This is a genomic window from Nocardia sp. NPDC004415 (genome assembly GCF_053602435.1).
Map to the genome: position 1 here is coordinate 1 of NZ_JBSGDP010000012.1, position 17,606 is coordinate 17,606.

Genomic DNA, 17,606 nt, shown 5'->3' on the forward strand with positions numbered 1-17,606 from the left:
CGGCGACCGCCGCCGTGGCGGCCGCGGTCGCCGAGTCCGGCGCGAAGATCGCCCACGAACTCGAGCAGGTGGTCGCCACCGCGGCCGCGCGCCGCGACGAACTGGTGCGCAGGCGCGGGGAGTGCGCCGCCGCGCTCGAACAGGTGAAGGAACGCGCGCGGGTGCTCACCACCCAGCTCGCCCAGCTCACCGACGCGGTGCACCGCGACGAGGTCGCCAAGGCCCAGGCCGCCCTGCGGATCGAACAGCTCGAGACCACCATCGCCGAACAGTTCGGCATCGCCCTGGCCGACCTGGTCGCCGAGTACGGCCCCGACGTTCCGCTGCCGCCTTCGGCGCTCGAGCTGCAGGAGTACGAGGACGCGAAGGAACGCGGCGAACAGGTCAGCGCACCGCAGCCGATGCCCTACGACCGGGCCACCCAGGAGCGCCGGGCCAAGCGCGCCGAGAAGGACCTCACCACCCTCGGCAAGGTGAACCCGCTGGCCCTCGAGGAGTTCGCTGCGCTCGAGGAGCGCTACAACTTCCTGGCCACCCAGCTCGAGGACGTCAAGAACGCGCGCAAGGACCTGCTCGACGTGGTCGCCGAGGTCGACGCGCGCATCCTGCAGGTGTTCACCGAGGCCTACGCCGATGTGGAACGCGAATTCGTCGGCGTCTTCGCCAAGCTGTTCCCCGGCGGCGAGGGCAGGCTGGTGCTGACGGACCCCTCCGACATGCTCACCACCGGCATCGAGGTCGAGGCGCGGCCGCCGGGCAAGAAGGTCAAGCGGCTCTCGCTGCTTTCCGGCGGGGAGAAATCGCTGACCGCGGTGGCGCTGCTGGTCGCGATCTTCCGGGCCCGTCCGTCCCCGTTCTATGTGATGGACGAGGTCGAGGCGGCCCTGGACGACACCAACCTGCGCCGCCTGATCGGCCTGTTCGAGCAGCTGCGCGAGAAGAGCCAGCTGATCGTGATCACCCACCAGAAGCCGACCATGGAGATCGCCGACGCGCTCTACGGCGTGAGCATGCGCGGCGACGGCATCACCCAGGTCATCTCGCAGCGGCTCAACCGGGTCGACACGGCCCCGGCGGCGCAGGCGGAATCGGTGGGGGCACCGGCGAGCTAGCCGGCGCCCCCGGGACCGCCGGGTCATCCGTCGGCCGAGTTGCCCGGTTCAGTGCACGGGCACGGCGTCGATCCGGTGCCGGATCGCCTCGGCGCCGCCGCGGGCCAGCCAGTCGGACAGGCTGGTCAGGCCCGGATACAGCGCGCGCACGGCGGGGATGTCGGCGTGCCAGCCGCCGGTCTGCCGGGCCAGCCGCCAGACATTGCCGAGCTGTGGGCCGATCGCGTCGGCCTCGGCCTCGGTGGCCTCCCGGTAGTGGACCGGACGGCCGGTGGCCGCGCCGATGAGGGCCGCCGCCGCCACCGGGGTGATCGCCTCACCCGCCAGGTCCAGCGCGCGGCCGTGCCAGCCGTCCGGGTCGGCGAAGGCCAGTGCGGCGAAGGCGGCGATGTCGTCGACGGCGATCATCTGGAGCGGGCGGTCGGCGGGGAACAGGTGGTAGTGCTCGCCGCCGGGCCGCACGCCGTCGACCGGGCTGCCCCGCAGCAGGTAGTTCTCCATGAAGCGGACCGGGCGCAGCAGGGTGTAGCGCAAGCCGGAGGCGGCGACCGCCTCTTCGATGCGGACCTTGCCCTGCATGCCCCACGCCGCCGGGTCGCCCGCCGAGGCGACGCCGGTGAACACGATCTGCCCGGCCCCGGCCGACACGGCGGCCTCGACGACGGCGATGCCGTGCCGGGCCTCGTCGGTGATGTCCCAGCCGTGCGCCGCGTAGGTCGCGACCGGGACCAGGAAGACGGCCCGGGTGCCGGTGACGGCCGCACGCAGGGCCGCGGCGTCCTCGAAGGTGCCGACGGCGAGGTCGGCCCCGGCGGCGGCCAGGGCACGCGCGGCGGCGGAGTCGCGGTCGCGGACCAGGGCGCGGACCGGGTGGCCGTCGGCGAGCAGCCTGCGCGCGGTCGCACCGCCTTGCTGCCCGGTCGCGCCGGTGACCAGGACGGGGAGTTCGGAGGTCATGTCGGAATGGTTCCGTTCGTCGTCGCTAGAATCGGGTCGGTTGACCCGTATTCCGGACGGTACGGGTGGCACTGCCCTCGCGACCAGGGCGATCGGGGAGAGGGCGTAACGAAATGACGGTCCAGGACACCGCCGGACCGGCGGGCCGGGCGGACGCGCGCCGCAATCGCGCGCTCGTGCTCGCGGCCGCCCAGCACGCGCTCGCGGAGCGGGGTACCGCGGTCTCGCTGGCCGAGGTGGCGCGGCGCGCGGGCGTCGGCGCGGGCACCGTGCACCGGCACTTCCCGACGAAGACCGACCTGCTGGAAGCGGTGATGCAGCAGCGGGTGGACCGCCTGGCCGCGCTCGCCGCCGCACAGCTGGCCGCACCCGATCCCGGGATCGCGTTCTTCACATTGTGCAGGCACGTCGTCCTCACGACACCGGCCAATCGCGACCTGTGCGATCTGGTGCAATCCGACGACGGCTGGCCGCGCGCGCTGCTGCGCGAGGCGGGCGAACGCTTCCATCGCGCGCTGGCCGCCCTGCTCGCCGCCGCCCAGCGCCACGGCGCGGTCCGCCTCGACGTGACGGTCACCGACGTGCTCGACCTGTTCACGGGATGTGTTGCGATCCAACGACATCGGGCCGGCAGCCCGACCCTCGCCCCGGCCGCCGCGCTCATCCTCGACGCTCTGCGCGCCACACCACCGGATGTCACGGAACCGGGACGAACCGCCCGTGACGAAACAGCGGTTCGTGATGAAACCGACGCTGTGCACTGCCCGGTCTGCGGCGCCACCGTCCACCGATCCGGTACCGGTCGCCCGGCCCGCTACTGTTCCCCGGCCTGCCGCCAGAAAGCCCACCGCCGCCGTCACCCCTGACGACCGGCCGGACCCGAAAGAGCTACAGCAGATCGCTCACATCGTCGGGGACATCGACCGCGTATTTGCGCAGGATGTCCACCGAGATCACTTCCAGCGCGTTCTCGTGGGTGGCGGCCAGCACGACGGGGGCGGCGACACCGTCCTCGTGGGCGTGCAGCCAGCGCACGGCAACCACACACCAGCGATCACCCGGCTGCAGCCCGGGGAAGTTGTTCTCCGGGCGCGGCGTGCTCAGATCGTTGCCGATCGACGCCTGATGCTCCAGGAATTCCGCCGTCACGACGGTGCACACGGTGTGGCTGCCGAGATCCTCCGGACCGGTGCTGCAGCACCCGTCGCGGTAGAAGCCCGTGAGAGGATCGGCGCCGCACTCTTCCAGCGGCCCCCCAAGCACGTTTCGATCGGTCACGCCGCCGATCCTATGGGGATTGCGCCAGAAGTTCCGCAGGACAACGAATCTGTAGTGTTTGCCCGGCGTGCCGACAGGCCGCGAAAGGCCGCGCCGACCTGCCCCGCCGACGCCGCCGACGTGCCACTACACGCTGCCCGAATAGACTCGGCCGGGTGAGTTCGCAAGCGTGGATCCTGATCGCCGCGATCGCCGCCGTGCTGTTGGTGGCGCTCGTCGCGGGTTTCGTCCTGTACAAGCGGCGCCAGATCTCCTTGGCCCCACCCGAGCCGGACAAGGAGCTGACCGACCGTTCCGGCGGCTATACCGCCGCGGGCGGCTTCAATTTCAGTCAGGGCGGGTCGGCCCCGACCCTGCCGCGCCCCGAACCGGCCGGTGGGCGCACCGACGACGAGGGCCAGCCGCACATCGGCGACGACGCGGCCGTCCCGCGTGACACCCCGCGCCGCGGCATCACCGATGTGCCGCTGCCCGAGACCGATGTGCGCGATGCCGAGACCGTGGTGGTCCCCGACGACCTGAGCAGCCTCGACACCACCCCCACCACCGAAGCCCCGCCGACCGCGCCGACCGACACCGCGCCGTCCGCGACCGACACCGCGCCCGCCGACACCACCCCCACCGACACCGCGCCGACCGACACGGCCCCCACCGGCACCGTCGCCCCGGCCGACACCGCTCCGGCGGAGATCGCCCCCACCGAGACCGCTCCGGCCCAGCCCGTCACCCCCGAACCTCCGGCCGAAACCGACGCCGTCGCCGCCGCGATCGAGGAGATCGACCCCACCTCCGGTCGCCTCGTCCGCCTGCGCGGGCGCCTGTCGCGCTCGCAGAACGCCGTCGGCAAGAGCCTGCTGGGCCTGCTCGGCGGCGGTGACCTCGACGAGGACTCCTGGGAGGAGATCGAGGACACCCTGGTGCTGGCCGATATCGGCACCGCCAGCACGGGCAAGATCGTCGCCCGCCTGCGCGAGGAGATGGCCGCGCGCAGCGTACGCACCCCCGAACAGGCCAGGACCGCCCTGCGTGACGTACTGATCGAGGCCCTGCGCCCGGACCTGGACCGCTCCATCCACGCCCTCCCGCACGCCGAACATCCGGCGATCCTGCTGGTGGTCGGTGTCAACGGCACCGGCAAGACCACCACCACCGGCAAGCTGGCCCGCGTGCTCGTCGCCGACGGCCGCCGGGTGCTGCTCGGCGCCGCCGACACCTTCCGCGCCGCCGCCGCCGACCAGCTGCAGACGTGGGGCGAACGCGTCGGCGCCGAGACCGTGCGCGGTAAAGAGGCCGCCGACCCGGCCGCCGTCGCCTTCGACGCGGTCACCGCGGGTATCGACCGTGGCGTCGACGCCGTCCTGATCGACACCGCGGGCCGCCTGCACACCAAGACCGGCCTGATGGACGAGCTGGGCAAGGTCAAGCGGGTGGTGGAGAAGAAGGCCGCCGTCGACGAGGTGCTGCTGGTCCTGGACTCCACCGTCGGCCAGAACGGGCTGATGCAGGCGCGGGTGTTCGCCGATGTCGTCGACATCACCGGCGTGGTGCTCACCAAGCTCGACGGCACCGCCAAGGGCGGCATCGTCTTCCAGGTCCAGCACGAGCTGGGCGTTCCGGTGAAACTGGTCGGTCTCGGCGAGGGCGCCGACGACCTGGCCCCGTTCGAGCCCGGCGCCTTCGTCGACGCGCTGCTCGGCGGCAATTCCTGACCGCACCGTCGCCACCCGCTGCCCGCCCGGTCCCCGCGACCCGGCGGGCAGCGGCGTGTCCAGGGCGAACAGCGCCGCCGCGGCCTGCTGCGAACACGTGGCGAACCGCACATCGGCGCCCTCCTCACCGTGAGGTGCCCAGGTGTGGCCAACCCCACGAAACCTGGAAGCAACACAACTCGGCTATCCGTTCACGCAGGTGAAACACCACAGCTCACCGGATGAAACACCGGATGAGGACCCTTCTTGGCAGGCCTTCGTCGTACTCGGCGGGGCTCGAGATGAGGAGGACAAAAGGTGGTGAATCCCGTACTCCTGGCGGGCGCCGAGATCGGTGCACCCGACACAGGTGACACGGCCTGGGTTCTGACCAGCGCGGCTCTCGTGCTGCTGATGACACCCGGACTGGCGTTCTTCTACGGCGGCATGGTCCGTAGCAAGAACGTCTTGAACATGATCATGATGAGCATCAGCGCCATGGGCGTGATCGGTGTGCTCTGGGCGCTGTACGGCTACTCGGTGGCCTTCGGCACCGACAAGGCCAGCCTGATCGGCGACCCGGTCGAGTTCTTCGGCCTGCGCACCCTGTTCACCGGCTTCGGCGAGGACTCCGCCGGCGTGCCGCTGACCGGCACGATCCCGGTGCTCGTCTTCGTCGCCTTCCAGGCGATGTTCGCGATCATCACCGTCGCCCTCATCTCGGGTGCGGTCGCCGACCGGATGAAGTTCAGCGCCTGGCTGGTCTTCTCCGCGGTCTGGGCCACGGTCGTCTACTTCCCCGTCGCGCACTGGGTCTGGGGTGGCGGCTGGATCATGGAGAAGGTCAAGGCGATCGACTTCGCCGGTGGCACCGCCGTCCACATCAATTCCGGTGCCGCCGCGCTGGCGCTGGCGCTGGTCCTGGGCAAGCGCAAGGGCTGGCCGAAGTCGCCGTTCCGTCCGCACAACCTCCCGTTCGTCATGCTGGGTGCCGGCCTGCTGTGGTTCGGGTGGTTCGGATTCAACGCCGGTTCGGCGCTGGGTGCCAACGGCACCGCCGCGGCCGCCTTCGTCACCACCCTCGTCGCCACCGCCGCGGCCATGCTCGCCTGGCTGCTGGTGGAGAAGTTCCGTGACGGTCACCCCACCTCGCTGGGCGCGGCCTCGGGCATCGTGGCCGGTCTGGTCGCCATCACCCCGGCCTGTGCCTCGGTCAACGTGCTCGGCGCCCTGGCCATCGGCGCGGTCGCCGGTGCGGCCTGTGCCCTGGCGGTCGGCCTGAAGTTCAAGTTCGGCTACGACGACTCGCTCGACGTGGTCGGTATCCACCTCGTCGGTGGTGTCATCGGTACCGTTCTCATCGGTCTGGTCGGTACCGCCGAGGCTCCGACCGGTGCCGACGGCCTGTTCTACGGCGGCGGCTTCGACGTGCTGTGGCGCCAGGCCGCGGGTGCCTTCGCGGTGCTGGCGTACTCGCTGGTCGTCGCGACGGTGATCGCCCTGGTCCTGAAGGCCACCATCGGCCTGCGTGCGAGCGCCGAGGAAGAATCTGCGGGAATGGACGAGTCCGAGCACGCGGAAACGGCCTACGATTTCGCTGCTGTGAGTGGCACGGCACGGACTGCCGTCAAGGAGGCATGACGTAATGAAACTCATTACCGCTATCGTCAAACCGTTCACCCTGGAGGACGTCAAGACCGGACTCGAGCAGGCGGGCGTGTTCGGCATGACCGTCAGCGAGGTCCAGGGTTACGGCAGGCAGAAGGGCCACACCGAGGTCTACCGCGGTGCGGAGTACTCGGTGGACTTCGTCCCCAAGGTCCGCGTCGAGATCGTCGTCGACGACGCCTCGGTGGAGAAGGTCGTCGAGGTGATCGTGGAGGCCTCGCGCACCGGCAAGATCGGTGACGGCAAGGTCTGGGTCACCCCGGTCGACACGATCATCCGGGTCCGTACCGGCGAACGCGGTACCGACGCGCTGTAATCCGGCGCCGGAGCGACCGGCGGCGCAACGATCGAGCGGCGGCCCCGCTCCCACCGGTACACCGGTCGGGGCGGGGCCGCCCGCATGAATGGCGGTGGGGCAGTGGCAGCACAGAACGGCGGTATTCAGCACAACGGCGCGGCCGACCTGGTCAAGGCCAGGGCTGCGCTGCTCGAGGGAGCGGGCACGCGCAATCCGCGCCTGGATCCGGAGGCGTTGCGGGCGGCGCTGGTCGACCTGTTCGAATTCTGGCTCACCAGCAAGGGCAGCGAGCTGGGCATCACCGCCGACAGCGGCCTGGCCGTGGTCGCGGTGGGCGGGCTGGGCAGGCGTGAGATGCTGCCCTACTCGGATCTGGATCTGGTGCTGCTGCACGACGACGTCGACCCGAAGGTGGTCGCCGAGGTCGCCGACCAGCTCTGGTACCCGCTCTGGGACGCCCACATCAAGCTCGACCACAGCGTGCGCACGGTCCCGCAGGCGCTGCGGGTGGCCGCCGACGACACCATCGCCGCGCTGGGCATGCTCGAGGCCCGTCACATCGTCGGCGACGAGGACCTGAGCAATCTGCTCATCGGCGGGGTGCGCCGGGAATGGCGCACCGGCATCCGCTCCCGCTTCGACGCGCTGATCGCCCAGACCACCGCCCGCTGGCAGCGCAGCGGCGAGATCGCCCACCGCGCCGAACCCGACCTGAAGAACGGCCGCGGCGGCCTGCGCGACATCCAGCTGCTCGACGCGCTGTCGATCGCCCAGCTCACCGACGCCATGCCGGGCCTGGGTCCGGAAGTGCCCGGCGGCGGCCTCGCACAGGCCCATCGCAGACTGCTCGACGTGCGGACCGAACTGCACCGCGTGGCGGGCCGGGCCCGCGACCAGTTGCGGGCCCAGGACGCCGACGAGATCGGGGCCGCGCTGCGCATCGGCGACCGCTTCGATCTGGCCAGGATGCTCAGCGACGCGGCCCGCACGGTGAGCTACTCGTCGGAGGTCGGGCTGCGCACCGCCGCCAACGCGCTGCCCCGCCGCGGCCTGGCCCGCCTGCGCCGCATGCCGGTGCGCCGACCACTCGATGAGGGGGTGGTCGAGCACGCCGGCGAGGTGGTGCTGGCCAGGGACGCGCGGCCCCAGCGCGATCCCGGCCTGATCCTGCGGGTGGCCGCGGCCTCGGCGCGCACCGGGCTGCCGATGTCGGCGACCACGCTCAACCGCCTGTCCGAGGACGCCCCCGAGCTGCGCGAACCGTGGCCCAAGGACGCGCTCAACGACCTGCTCGTGCTGCTGGGCGCCGGACGCGGCAGCATCGACGCGGTCGAGGCGCTGGACCGGACGGGCCTGTGGGGCAGGCTGTTCCCGGAATGGGGCGCGGTGCGCGATCTGCCCCCGCGCGACGCCCTGCACACCTGGACCGTCGACCGGCACCTGATGGAAACCGTCGCCTACGCCGGCGGATTCAGCACCCGGGTCGCCCGGCCCGACCTGCTCACCCTGGGCGCCCTGCTGCACGACATCGGCAAGGGCCGCACGGGCGACCACAGCGTCGTCGGCGCCGAACTGGCCACCCATATCGGGCGCAGGCTCGGCCTGTGGCCGTCCGACATCCGCACGCTCAGCGCGATCGTGCACTACCACCTGCTGCTGCCCGACACCGCCACCCGCCGCGATCTCGACGACCCGGCGACGGTGCGGCACGTGGCCGAGGCACTCGACGGCGACGTCGGCCTGCTGGAACTGCTGCACGCCCTCGCCGAAGCCGATTCCCTGGCCACCGGTCCCGGCGTGTGGGGCGACTGGAAGGCCTCGCTGATCGGCGAACTGGTCCGCCGCTGCAAGCTGGTGATGGCGGGCGAGCCACTGCCGCAACCGGAACCGATCGACCCGGACCTGCTCGAGCGGGCGCGCGGCGGGGGAGTGCACGTCACCCTCGTCCCCGGCGACGGCAAGCACACCCACGTCGTCACCGTGATCGCCCCCGACCGCGCCGGGCTGCTGTCCGACGCGGCGGGCGTGCTCGCCCTGCACTCGCTGCGGGTGCTCTCGGCCGCGCTGGGCTCGGCCGGGGACTCGGCGGTCAACACCTTCGTGGTGACCCCGAAATTCGGTGACCCACCCGACGCGGGCCTGCTGCGCCAGGAACTCATCAAGGCCACCAGCGGTGCGCTGAACCTGCCCGAGGTGCTGGCCAAACGCGAGGCCGAGGCCGAGGGCACCGGACCCGGCCGCTACGCGCTCGCCCAGCCGCGCGTGCTCTGGTCGGCGACCAGCACCCCGGGCCAGGTGATCCTGGAACTGCGTGCCGAGGACCGGATCGGCCTGCTCAGCAGACTCGCCGGTGCCTTCGCCGCGGCGGGCGCCGATGTGCGCTGGGCCAAGGCCGTGACGATGGGCTCGGCGGTGGTCGACGCGTTCTGCCTCGAACTCGGCGCCGCCGACACCCCACAGCTACGCGCCGGCATCGAAAAGGCTGTGCTGGAAGTGGTTCCGCACCCCGCGCCGCCCCCGCCCCCGGAAGCCACCGACGACGGCGCCTGACACTGTCAGGACACGGTTTACTCACCGATTGCTATCAGGTTGCCCGCAATCCCCGCGCGCTGCCCGATAAGTCGAGATATGACCTATAGCATTCCTCGGGTCTGGCTGTCACTCGTTCGAGGGGAGAGCAGATCCGTGGCTATCGAAGTCGTTTCCGCATCAATGATGACCAGCGACGCGACCGCGCACATCGCGCGCTGCGTCGGCGGTGACCTGTGGGTGGTTTCGTGGCTCCCGGGACGCACCCTCACCGGTGCCCAGGCGCTGGCCGCGATGACCATCGCCTCGACCACCGCGCACCACGTCGACAGTCCCGATTCCGAATGGAACCGGATCGAGTCGCTCTCGCGCGAACTCGGCCTCACCGGCCGCGAGGCGGTGTACCTGGTGAACATCGAGAATCACGAATTGCGCCGCACCGCGCCACCGCACGTGCGCCACCGGGAATAACACCCATTACCCTGGGAGGGCAATACACGTCCCTTTCAGATCAGGAGCGCGATCGGTGTTCGAATCCCTGTCCGACCGGCTTACCGGTGCACTGCAGGATCTGCGCGGTAAGGGGCGGCTGTCACCGGCCGACATCGACGCCACCGCGCGCGAGATCCGCCTCGCCCTGCTCGAGGCCGACGTGGCGCTGCCCGTGGTGCGCGGCTTCATCGCCAAGATCAAGGAGCGGGCCAAGGGCGCGGAGGTCTCCGCCGCGCTCAACCCGGCGCAGCAGGTCGTCAAGATCGTCAACGAGGAACTCGTCGGCATCCTCGGCGGCGAGACCCGCAGGCTCACGCTGGCCAAGAACCCGCCCACCGTGATCATGCTGGCCGGTCTGCAGGGTGCCGGTAAGACCACCCTCGCGGGCAAGCTCGCCAAATGGCTCAAGGGCCAGGGGCATCAGCCCATCCTGGTCGCCTGTGACCTCCAGCGCCCCGGTGCCGTCACCCAGCTGCAGGTCGTCGGTGAGCGCGCGGGCGTGCCCGTGTTCGCCCCGCACCCCGGCACCTCCGTCGGCGGTGGCGAGAACCCGCTCGGCATCTCCGCGGCCGACCCGGTCGAGGTGGCCCGCGCCGGTATCGCCGAGGCCAGGGCCAAGCAGTACGACGTGGTCATCGTCGACACCGCGGGCCGCCTCGGTATCGACGCCGAGCTGATGAGCCAGGCCGCGGGCATCCGCGACGCCGTGCAGCCCGACGAGACCCTGTTCGTCCTGGACGCGATGATCGGCCAGGACGCCGTCAGCACCGCCGAGGCGTTCCGCGACGGTGTCGGCTTCACCGGTGTCGTGCTCACCAAGCTCGACGGTGACGCCCGCGGTGGTGCCGCGCTGTCGGTGCGCAATGTCACCGGCTCGCCCATCATGTTCGCCTCCACCGGCGAGAAGCTCGAGGACTTCGACGTCTTCCATCCCGACCGGATGGCCTCGCGCATCCTCGGCATGGGCGACGTGCTCACCCTCATCGAGCAGGCCGAACAGGTCTACGACGCCCAGCAGGCCGAGGAGACCGCCCGCAAGATCGGCAGCGGCGAGCTCACCCTCGAGGACTTCCTCGACCAGATGCTGGCCATCCGCAAGATGGGCCCGATCGGCAACCTGCTCGGCATGCTGCCGGGTGCGGGTCAGATGAAGGACGCGCTGGCCGCCGTCGACGACAAGCAGCTCGACCGCGTGCAGGCCATCATCCGCGGCATGACCCCCGCCGAGCGCGACAACCCCAAGATCATCAACGCCTCCCGCCGCCTGCGCATCGCCAACGGCTCGGGCGTGCAGGTCTCCGAGGTCAACCAGCTCGTCGACCGCTTCTTCGAGGCCAAGAAGATGATGGCCATGATGGGCCGTCAGATGGGCCTGCCCGGCGCGCGCCGCGGCAACAACAAGAAGGGCAAGAAGGGCAAGAAGGGTGGCCGCGGCCCGACCCCGCCGAAGATGCGCGGCGGTTTCCCCGGCATGCCCGCCGGGATGCCCGGCCTGCCTCCGGGCATGGACCTGTCGCAGATGCCGCCCGGCCTCGACCAGCTCCCCCCGGGCCTGGAGGGCATCGACCTCTCCCAGCTCAAGTTCCCCAAGAATTAGTGCCCGCACCCGCGGCCGGTGATCCGACACGGATCACCGGCCGCGGTGTTCGGCTCAGATCACGCCGGGGATCAGTGCTTTGCGGTTCATCGGGTAGTCGGCGAACTTCTCCTTGTACCAGCGGTGGGTGGCGAAGGCGCGCGGCACCAGGTTGCCCGCCGTGATCAGCAGGATGACCACGCCCGCGAGCGACCAGGTGAGCAGGGCGAAACCGGTCCAGGCGATGAGTTCGCCCAGGTAGGCGGGGCTGCTGACGAACCGGAAGCCGCCGCCGTGCGGGATGCGGTATTCGGTGGCGCCGGGGTTGTCCTTGTCGCGCAGGTTGCGCACGATCGCCTCCGAGCGCACCAGCAGCGCGAAACCGCACAGGTACACGGCCAGGCCCACCAGGAAGCGCGGGTCGGTGAGCCACGCGGTGCTGTACTGGTCCAGGTAGTCGTGGCTGAACATCGCGCCGTTGAGATAGCCGTGCAGCGCGGTGACGAACACCCCGGCGGCCACGACACCGATATTGAAACTGCTGGTCTTGCCCGGTACCTGCCGGATCGAGAGCGGGAAGAACCAGCCCCGGTTGCCGTAGTGCACCAGCCAGATCGCGGCCAGCACCAGCGGCGTCGGCGAGAACGGGTCGGGACCGGTCAGGAAGAACACCGCGAACACCACGGTGGCCGGTAGTTCCATCAGCCACCAGCCCAGCTTCGGATTGAGATTGAAACCCACCTTGGTGGAGGTGAAGCGCCCGTAGGGGCTCTGCGCGAACAGCCCGCCGACCATCACGAAGGCCGCGAAGGCGAAGCCGATGGTGAGCACGGTGTCGTAGGTGGTGTTCCCGGTGTACCACTCCATCGAGATTCTCCGTTTGAACAGGGCGTCGTGGGAGTACACGATCGCCGACACAAAAACTAGAACACGTTCTATCATGGATCGCGCGAGGACACGACGAGGTGAGGACGACGAAACATGCCGCTGGACCGGATTTCCGAGAACCTGCTGGCGACGGTGCACGCCTCCCCGCGGGCCGTCGGAGCCCACGACAAGGCGGCCTGGGTGGCCCTGTTCGCCGAGGGCGCCGAGGTCAACGATCCGGTCGGCTCGCGCCCGCACATCGGGGCCGAGGCCATCTCGCGCTTCTACAACACGTTCATCGGGCCCAACGGGATCGTCTTCCGGGTCGACCGTGACCTGGTCGCGGGACATTCGGTGGTCCGTGACCTGCACATCGAGACCACCATGTCGACCGGCGCCACCGTCGTCGTGCCCATGCACCTGCGCTACGACCTGGTCGAGACACCCGACGGCTGGCGCATCGCCCGCCTCGCCGCGCACTGGGAACTGGCGCCGATGATCGCCCGCCTGCTCGGTACGGGAACCTCGGGCGTGCTCGCCGGGGCCAAGCTCGGGCCGCAACTCGTCGGTGAGCTGGGCCTGGGTGGCGCCGTCGGCATGATGCGTGCGCTGCGCGGTGTCGGCGGGCACGGCAAACGCCTGGTCCGCCGGTTGTTCACCGCCGTGGCCGCCGGGGACACCGCCCGGGTGCACACGCTGCTCGACGCGCGCACCGAGATCCGGTTCCCCGCGGGCATCCCGGTCACGGTGGCGGAATTCGCCGAGCGGGCGCGAGAGCTCCAGTGGTCCAAGATGATCGCCGCCGGGCGCACGGTCAGCGCGAGCGTGCGGGTCGGGGATGCGCACGGCGTGGCCTTCGTCGACTTCGCGCCGGGTTCCTCGCGCATCGCGGCGGTGACCGTCTTCCTCGACGGCTGATCCCGCGACGGGTCGTCGGGTTCCGGCTCTGGTGAGTGGGTGTGTCGGCGGTTCGCACGACAGCCCCGTTCGGTCCCGGCGTCGGCGGTTCGTGCGATATCCGGTCCCGGTACGTGGGTGCGTCGGAGGATCCGGGGCGGTAGTTTCGGTGTCGAGGCCGACCCCTGGAGGTTCGTGTGCATCTGCGTGGTGTGGTTCTGCCCGGTGACGAGCAGCGCGATCTCTGGGTCGTCGACGGAACCGTCACCTTCGAGCCGGTGCGCGGCGCCGAAACCCTGTGCGGCGCGGGCTGGATCGTGCCGGGCCTGGTCGACGCGCACTGCCACGTCGGCATCCGCTACGGCGGCGGCGACGAGACCCGCGAAGGCGCGATCGAGCAGGCCGAGACCGAACGCGACGCGGGCGCGCTGCTGCTGCGTGACGCGGGCTCACCCATCGACACCCGCTTCATCGACGAGCACGCCGAACTCCCGCGCATCATCCGCGCGGGCCGCCACATCGCCCGCCCCAAGCGCTACATCCGCGAACTGGGCATCGAACTCGACGACGAACGCGACCTGCCCGAGATCGTCGCCGAGCAGGCCCGCTTCGGCGACGGCTGGGTCAAGATCGTCGGCGACTGGATCGACCGCTCCGTCGGCGACCTGCGCCCGCTGTGGAGCGACGACATCCTGAAACAGGCCATCGACGCCGCCCACGCCAACGGCGCCCGCGTCACCGCCCACGTCTTCGGCGAGGACGCCCTGCCCGGCCTGATCGACGCCGGTATCGACTGCCTCGAACACGGCACCGGCCTCACCGACGACACCATCGCCGCCATGGTCGCCCACGGCACCGCCCTGGTCCCCACCCTCATCAATATCGACACCTTCCCCGGCATCGCCGACAGCGCCACCAAATTCCCCGTCTACGCCGCCCACATGCGCGACCTGCACCGCCGCGTCCGCGACACCGTCGGCCGAGCCCACGAGGCGGGCGTCCCCATCTACGCGGGCACCGACGCGGGCGGTTCCATCCGCCACGGCCGCATCGCCGACGAGATCACCGCCCTCACCGGCGCCGGCCTGTCCCCCCACGACGCCCTCGGCGCCGCCTCCTGGACCGCCCGCACCTGGCTCGGCCGCCCGAGCATCGAGGAAGGCGCCCCCGCCGACTTCGTCGTCTACACCGAAGACCCCCGCACCGATCCGCAGTCGCTGACCGACCCGCAATGGGTCGTCCTGCGCGGAATGGTCGTCAAAACCCCCAACCCTGTCACCGGCCACCGCTGAGCCCCGGTCGCTGCTCCGGTGAGCCGGTTGTGTCGCGGCGTTCTCCCAGGTCGCGGGAGCGCAAGTCTGTAGAGTGGTCCACACGCTGCAAACATGTGCAAACATGCGATCGAGGTTGAATCGGTAGTTTTGCGGCTGAGTATCAGTCCGGTCCGAGTTGTCCATATGTCGGTACGACCAGGGGAGATCGGCGGAGATGACGATGAGCGCCGAGGTTTCGATGATCCACCCGTTGGGCCCGAAGACTGTGGAAGACTGGCTCGCCGAAGAGCAGCCGGCTGATGGATCGCGACTCGAACTCATCTGGGGGTACCTGCACATGACGCCGCCGCCCGGTGGTTCGCATCAGTACGCGTCATTCGAATTGGCCGTGATGTTGCGAGACGCGCTGCGGGCCGCGGAACGGCGCGACCTCCACGTTCTTCCCGCCGTGGGAGTCCGTATCAGCACGCCGCTGCGCACCGGTGTGATTCCCGACATCTCCGTGGTGGCCGGGGCTATCAGCCATGTGAACTTCGCCGCCGAGGACGTTCTGCTCGCCGTCGAGGTCTGGTCGCCCGGTAACTCGAGTGAAGAGCGGGACACCAAGGTTGCGGCCTACGCTTCGGCGAGGATCCAGAATCTCTGGATCGTGGAGTTGCCGATGGGGAAACCGGCTCGATTCTGGGGTTACACGCTGGGAGAGACCGGCTACCGGCAAGAGGTCTTCGCCGACAGCGGGGAAACGGTGAAGGCGCCTGGTCCGGTGCCGGTGGTCGTCGATACTTCGCAGTTGCGCTGAACGAGCGCGGAGGCGATTTCGGGCGGGACGACCCGGTCTGGCACAATGGGCAACCGTCCTTCCTGGACAGTGTCAGCCCGTCTCCGGTCACGTACCGCGCGGCGGTCACGCACTTCATGCGCGAAACCGGACCCGCAGACCATGTGGGTCGCCGAATCGCGTGGTGACCAAACTACTGAAAGAGGCAGATCAGCATGGCTGTTCGCATCAAGCTCACCCGCCTGGGCAAGATCCGCAACCCGCAGTACCGCGTGGTTGTCGCTGACGCCCGCACCCGTCGTGACGGCCGGGCCATCGAGTCCATCGGCAAGTACCACCCGAAGGAAGAGCCTTCGCTGATCGAGATCGACGCCGATCGCGTGGCGTACTGGCTGTCCGTCGGCGCGCAGCCGACCGAGTCGGTGCAGCGTCTGCTGGAGATCACCGGCGACTGGCAGAAGTTCAAGGGCCTGCCGGGCACCGAGGGCACCCTCAAGGTGAAGGCCGCCAAGCCGTCCAAGCTGGACCTGTTCAACGCCGCGCTGGCCGCCGCCGACAACGAGCCCGTCGCCGAGGCCGTCACCCCGAAGAAGAAGGCCGCCAAGAAGGACGAGGAGGCCGCCGAGGCCCCCGCCGCCGAGGCTGCCGAGTAACTCGTGAGCGAGCGCAGCGAGCGAACCATGGGCACAGCGCCCTCGGCGGGCATGCCGGAGCCGAGCGCCAGCGAGGCGGAGGCATGACCGCCGTTGTTGCCGATGCCGTCGAACATCTGGTTCGCGGCATCGTCGCCAACCCGGATGACGTCCGCGTCGAGCTGATCACCGGCCGCCGCGGACGCACCGTCGAGGTGCACGTCCACCCCGAGGACCTGGGCAAGGTGATCGGGCGCGGTGGACGTACCGCGACCGCGCTGCGCACCCTCGTCGCCGGTATCGGCGGCCGGGGAATCCGGGTCGACGTGGTCGACACCGACGCCTAGATGGAACTCGTCGTAGGCCGGGTCGCCAAGTCGCACGGTGTGCGCGGCGAACTCGTCGTCGAGGTGCGCACCGATGAGCCGGAGCTCCGCTTCGCTCCCGGTGCCACCCTGCGCGGCCGGATGCCGAAATCCGCGGCGACCCGCGAATACACCGTGAAGTCGGCCCGAGAGCACTCGGGCCGGCTTCTGGTCTTCGTCGACGGCGTCGCCGATCGCACAGCCGCCGACGCTCTGCGCGGCCTGCTGTTCGTCGTCGACAGCGATTCGCTGCCCCCGTCCGAGGACGAGGACGCCTTCTACGACCACGAGCTCGAGGGCCTGCGCGTCGAGCTCGCCGACGGCACCGCCGTCGGCACGGTCACCGAGGTGCTGCACTCGGCCGCGGGCGAGCTGTTGTCGGTGCGCGCCGCCGACGACGGCCGCGAGATCCTCATTCCCTTCGTCACCGCCATCGTGCCGACCGTCTCGGTCGCCGACGGTCTGGTGGTGATCACCCCGCCCGAGGGCCTGCTCGATCCGGAGTAATTCGTGCAACTCGACGTCGTCACGATCTTCCCGGAGTATCTCGAGCCGCTGCGCACCGCGCTGCTCGGCAAGGCCGTCGACAAGGGCCTGCTCTCGGTGGGTGTGCACGATCTGCGCCGCTGGACCCACGACGTGCACAAGTCCGTCGACGATTCCCCCTACGGCGGCGGGCCGGGCATGGTCATGAAGCCCACCGTCTGGGGCGCCGCGCTCGACGAGGTGTGCCCCGACGACGCGCTGCTGGTCGTCCCCACCCCGGCGGGCAGGCCGTTCACCCAGGCCACCGCGCACCGCTGGTCCACCGAGAAACACCTCGTCTTCGCCTGCGGGCGCTACGAGGGGATCGACCAGCGCGTCTTCGACGACGCCGCCCGCCGCGTGCGCGTCGAGGAGGTGAGCATCGGCGACTATGTGCTCATCGGCGGCGAGGCCGCGGTCTTGGTGATGACCGAGGCGGTCGTGCGCCTGATCCCCGGCGTGCTCGGCAATCAGCAGTCGCACCAGGAGGATTCGTTCTCCGACGGCCTGCTGGAAGGCCCCAGCTACACCCGGCCGGTGTCCTGGCGTGGTCTGGACGTGCCGCCGATCCTGCTCTCCGGCGACCACGCGAAGGTGGCCGCCTGGCGCCACGAACAGTCACTGGAGCGGACCCGCGAACGCAGGCCCGATCTCCTGCCCGAGCAGTAGC

18 protein-coding genes are annotated in these 17,606 nt (G+C 70.3%); 15 read left to right on the top strand and 3 right to left on the bottom strand.

Annotation, left to right across the window (positions count from 1 at the left end; genetic code table 11):
• On the top strand, positions 1-1,112 hold a 1,112-nt coding region (locus ACWEMY_RS08210), incomplete at its 5' end, for an AAA family ATPase (protein WP_452389415.1).
• A 48-nt stretch (positions 1,113-1,160) separates the two neighbouring features.
• On the opposite strand, the gene ACWEMY_RS08215 is transcribed toward ACWEMY_RS08210, so the two are convergent.
• Positions 1,161-2,069: an NmrA family NAD(P)-binding protein gene (locus tag ACWEMY_RS08215; protein WP_452389416.1), complete on the bottom strand. Its 909-nt coding sequence runs from the start codon at positions 2,067-2,069 to the stop codon at positions 1,161-1,163.
• Positions 2,070-2,182: 113 nt separating this feature from the next.
• Here ACWEMY_RS08215 and ACWEMY_RS08220 point away from each other — a divergent pair, with 113 nt between their 5' ends.
• The gene (locus tag ACWEMY_RS08220) at positions 2,183-2,935 is read left to right on the top strand and encodes an SbtR family transcriptional regulator (RefSeq protein ID WP_452389417.1); all 753 of its coding nucleotides are present in this window, start codon (positions 2,183-2,185) and stop codon (positions 2,933-2,935) included.
• Positions 2,936-2,957: 22 nt separating this feature from the next.
• Here ACWEMY_RS08220 and ACWEMY_RS08225 read toward each other — a convergent pair whose 3' ends face one another.
• A complete protein-coding gene (locus ACWEMY_RS08225; RefSeq protein ID WP_067448994.1) occupies positions 2,958-3,347 on the bottom strand; it encodes a DUF2237 family protein in 390 nt (129 codons plus the stop codon).
• 155 nt (positions 3,348-3,502) lie between these two features.
• Here ACWEMY_RS08225 and ftsY point away from each other — a divergent pair, with 155 nt between their 5' ends.
• The 6 genes from ftsY (at position 3,503) to ffh (ending at position 11,619) form a co-directional block, all read left to right on the top strand.
• Complete coding sequence (ftsY, locus tag ACWEMY_RS08230) at positions 3,503-5,056, top strand: signal recognition particle-docking protein FtsY (protein WP_375929265.1); 1,554 nt, start codon at positions 3,503-3,505, stop codon at positions 5,054-5,056.
• Positions 5,057-5,371: 315 nt separating this feature from the next.
• On the top strand, positions 5,372-6,676 hold the full coding sequence (locus tag ACWEMY_RS08235; RefSeq protein ID WP_375935342.1) for an ammonium transporter: 1,305 nt from the start codon (positions 5,372-5,374) through the stop codon (positions 6,674-6,676).
• Positions 6,677-6,680: 4 nt separating this feature from the next.
• A complete protein-coding gene (locus tag ACWEMY_RS08240) occupies positions 6,681-7,019 on the top strand; it encodes a P-II family nitrogen regulator (RefSeq protein ID WP_336081457.1) in 339 nt (112 codons plus the stop codon).
• 84 nt (positions 7,020-7,103) lie between these two features.
• Positions 7,104-9,551 carry a [protein-PII] uridylyltransferase gene (locus tag ACWEMY_RS08245; protein ID WP_452389418.1) on the top strand — a complete coding sequence of 816 codons (2,448 nt, stop codon included), beginning with the start codon at positions 7,104-7,106 and terminating at the stop codon, positions 9,549-9,551.
• Between the two features lie 165 nt (positions 9,552-9,716).
• On the top strand, positions 9,717-10,001 hold the full coding sequence (locus ACWEMY_RS08250) for a hypothetical protein (protein WP_375929263.1): 285 nt from the start codon (positions 9,717-9,719) through the stop codon (positions 9,999-10,001).
• A gap of 55 nt (positions 10,002-10,056) precedes the next feature.
• Positions 10,057-11,619 carry a signal recognition particle protein gene (gene ffh / locus ACWEMY_RS08255; RefSeq protein ID WP_452389419.1) on the top strand — a complete coding sequence of 521 codons (1,563 nt, stop codon included), beginning with the start codon at positions 10,057-10,059 and terminating at the stop codon, positions 11,617-11,619.
• Between the two features lie 54 nt (positions 11,620-11,673).
• On the opposite strand, the gene ACWEMY_RS08260 is transcribed toward ffh, so the two are convergent.
• Positions 11,674-12,465 (bottom strand): 3-oxo-5-alpha-steroid 4-dehydrogenase, encoded by a 792-nt coding sequence (locus ACWEMY_RS08260; RefSeq protein WP_452389420.1) that lies wholly within the window; start codon positions 12,463-12,465, stop codon positions 11,674-11,676.
• Between the two features lie 114 nt (positions 12,466-12,579).
• Here ACWEMY_RS08260 and ACWEMY_RS08265 point away from each other — a divergent pair, with 114 nt between their 5' ends.
• The 7 genes from ACWEMY_RS08265 to trmD all read left to right on the top strand — a co-directional run bounded on the left by ACWEMY_RS08265 (position 12,580) and on the right by trmD (position 17,605).
• The gene (locus ACWEMY_RS08265) at positions 12,580-13,383 is read left to right on the top strand and encodes a nuclear transport factor 2 family protein (RefSeq protein WP_452389421.1); all 804 of its coding nucleotides are present in this window, start codon (positions 12,580-12,582) and stop codon (positions 13,381-13,383) included.
• A 176-nt stretch (positions 13,384-13,559) separates the two neighbouring features.
• Positions 13,560-14,654, top strand: coding sequence for an amidohydrolase family protein (locus ACWEMY_RS08270; RefSeq protein ID WP_452389422.1), 1,095 nt, complete (start codon positions 13,560-13,562; stop codon positions 14,652-14,654).
• 202 nt (positions 14,655-14,856) lie between these two features.
• On the top strand, positions 14,857-15,435 hold the full coding sequence (locus ACWEMY_RS08275; RefSeq protein ID WP_452389423.1) for a Uma2 family endonuclease: 579 nt from the start codon (positions 14,857-14,859) through the stop codon (positions 15,433-15,435).
• A gap of 194 nt (positions 15,436-15,629) precedes the next feature.
• Positions 15,630-16,067: a 30S ribosomal protein S16 gene (gene rpsP, locus ACWEMY_RS08280; RefSeq protein WP_110035883.1), complete on the top strand. Its 438-nt coding sequence runs from the start codon at positions 15,630-15,632 to the stop codon at positions 16,065-16,067.
• Between the two features lie 83 nt (positions 16,068-16,150).
• Positions 16,151-16,393, top strand: coding sequence for an RNA-binding protein (locus tag ACWEMY_RS08285; RefSeq protein ID WP_019048210.1), 243 nt, complete (start codon positions 16,151-16,153; stop codon positions 16,391-16,393).
• Positions 16,394-16,918: a ribosome maturation factor RimM gene (gene rimM, locus ACWEMY_RS08290; protein ID WP_452389424.1), complete on the top strand. Its 525-nt coding sequence runs from the start codon at positions 16,394-16,396 to the stop codon at positions 16,916-16,918.
• A gap of 3 nt (positions 16,919-16,921) precedes the next feature.
• Positions 16,922-17,605, top strand: coding sequence for a tRNA (guanosine(37)-N1)-methyltransferase TrmD (gene trmD, locus ACWEMY_RS08295; RefSeq protein ID WP_375929256.1), 684 nt, complete (start codon positions 16,922-16,924; stop codon positions 17,603-17,605).
• Position 17,606 lies beyond the last annotated feature (1 nt).

Bases quoted from the DNA above. Each gene is read 5' to 3' on its own strand.
- ACWEMY_RS08215 (WP_452389416.1), bottom strand. From the start codon at position 2,069: ATGACCTCCGAACTCCCCGTCCTGGTCACCGGCGCGACCGGGCAGCAA.
- ACWEMY_RS08220 (WP_452389417.1), top strand. From the start codon at position 2,183: ATGACGGTCCAGGACACCGCCGGACCGGCGGGCCGGGCGGACGCGCGC.
- ACWEMY_RS08240 (WP_336081457.1), top strand. From the start codon at position 6,681: ATGAAACTCATTACCGCTATCGTCAAACCGTTCACCCTGGAGGACGTC.
- ACWEMY_RS08245 (WP_452389418.1), top strand. From the start codon at position 7,104: ATGAATGGCGGTGGGGCAGTGGCAGCACAGAACGGCGGTATTCAGCAC.
- ACWEMY_RS08250 (WP_375929263.1), top strand. From the start codon at position 9,717: ATGACCAGCGACGCGACCGCGCACATCGCGCGCTGCGTCGGCGGTGAC.
- ACWEMY_RS08260 (WP_452389420.1), bottom strand. From the start codon at position 12,465: ATGGAGTGGTACACCGGGAACACCACCTACGACACCGTGCTCACCATC.
- ACWEMY_RS08265 (WP_452389421.1), top strand. From the start codon at position 12,580: ATGCCGCTGGACCGGATTTCCGAGAACCTGCTGGCGACGGTGCACGCC.
- ACWEMY_RS08275 (WP_452389423.1), top strand. From the start codon at position 14,857: ATGAGCGCCGAGGTTTCGATGATCCACCCGTTGGGCCCGAAGACTGTG.
- rpsP (WP_110035883.1), top strand. From the start codon at position 15,630: ATGGCTGTTCGCATCAAGCTCACCCGCCTGGGCAAGATCCGCAACCCG.
- ACWEMY_RS08285 (WP_019048210.1), top strand. From the start codon at position 16,151: ATGACCGCCGTTGTTGCCGATGCCGTCGAACATCTGGTTCGCGGCATC.
- rimM (WP_452389424.1), top strand. From the start codon at position 16,394: ATGGAACTCGTCGTAGGCCGGGTCGCCAAGTCGCACGGTGTGCGCGGC.